The following is a 1,191-nucleotide window of genomic DNA, read 5'->3' as shown; positions in this document are numbered from 1 at the left end:
AACGAATCGCAGACGCTGGACACGAAAGTGGCATGCACGAAGCTGCTCGGCGGGGTCGAGCGGCGCGATCTTGGTGACGTCCACATGTGGGGCCATCATTCGTGGACTCACGTGATGAGCGACCATGCAGTGATCGCATATTGTTTGCCCCTTGCGCCGGACAAGACGCTGGTGCGCACGGTCTGGCTGGTGCACGCGGACGCGGTTGAAGGCGTGGACTATGACCTGAAGCGACTCACCGAAGTCTGGATCGCGACGACGAATCAGGACGCGGAACTCGTCGCGAACGCGCACGCGGGAACGCAGGATCCCGCCTATATTCCCGGGCCTTTCTCGAACTATACAGAGGCAGCGTTGGACCAGTTTTCGAGCTGGTACAACGCGAAGCTGAAGGCGCATGGAGTTTGAGGTCGCTATGAACGCAGCCGCGGATTCATGTTTCATTGGTCAGGCCCACGCAATGCCCGATCCCTTTTGCAGTGCGAGCACGTGGGAACGCGCGGACGCGCAGTGGCCGAGTCACGAGCAGCGCACGCTCACGTGCACGTGTGTGCGTGCGGAAACGCACGACGTGCGGACCTTCGTGTTTAGCATGCGGGACGGTCAGCTCTTCAGCTTCGAACCCGGGCAGTTCATTACCGTATCGGTCGAGATCGATGGCAAAGAGGTCAGCCGTTGCTACACGATCTCTTCCCCGCCGACGCGTCCCTATACGCTTTCGATTACGGTCAAGCGCACGCCGGGCGGCGTCATGTCGAACTGGCTGCACGAGAACATGAGGCCAGGCGTCGAGCTGAAGGCCTTCGGGCCGTCCGGTGTATTCACGCCGTCTTCGGGTCCCGCTGCAAAGAGTCTGTATCTTTCGGCAGGATCGGGAGTGACACCTTTGATGTCGATGACGCGGGCGGCGCTCGACCTCGGTCTGAACCGCGATATCGTGTTTATTCACAGTGCCCGGACACCAGAAGACATCATCTTTCGCAACGAGCTTGCGAGCATGTGCGCGCTTTCGGACAAGCTGCGGGTCGTGCACGTTTGTGAGGCGCCTGGGAGCGAGCCGGGCTGGTCGGGTCCCGTGGGGCGTCTGAGCCTGGAACTGTTGATGGAGCATGTGCCGGACTACCGCGATCGCGAGGTGTTCATCTGCGGCCCCGGCGGCTATATGGACGCTTCCAGAAAGATGCTTGTGGA

The 1,191-nt window shown here is 60.9% G+C and carries 2 protein-coding genes; both read left to right on the top strand.

Going from position 1 to position 1,191, the window contains the following annotated elements:
* A partial coding sequence (locus EVC45_RS44740) for an SRPBCC family protein (protein WP_306770882.1) occupies nt 1–408 on the top strand: 408 nt, incomplete at its 5' end.
* Between the two features lie 7 nt (nt 409–415).
* The coding region (locus EVC45_RS44735) for an FAD-binding oxidoreductase (RefSeq protein ID WP_129964376.1) at nt 416–1,191 on the top strand (776 nt) is incomplete at its 3' end.

This window comes from Paraburkholderia sp. UYCP14C (assembly GCF_004197395.1).
Taxonomy (GTDB): domain Bacteria; phylum Pseudomonadota; class Gammaproteobacteria; order Burkholderiales; family Burkholderiaceae; genus Paraburkholderia.
The sequence above is the reverse complement of the archived record's forward strand: the minus strand, read 5'-3'. Positions and strand labels throughout refer to the sequence as shown.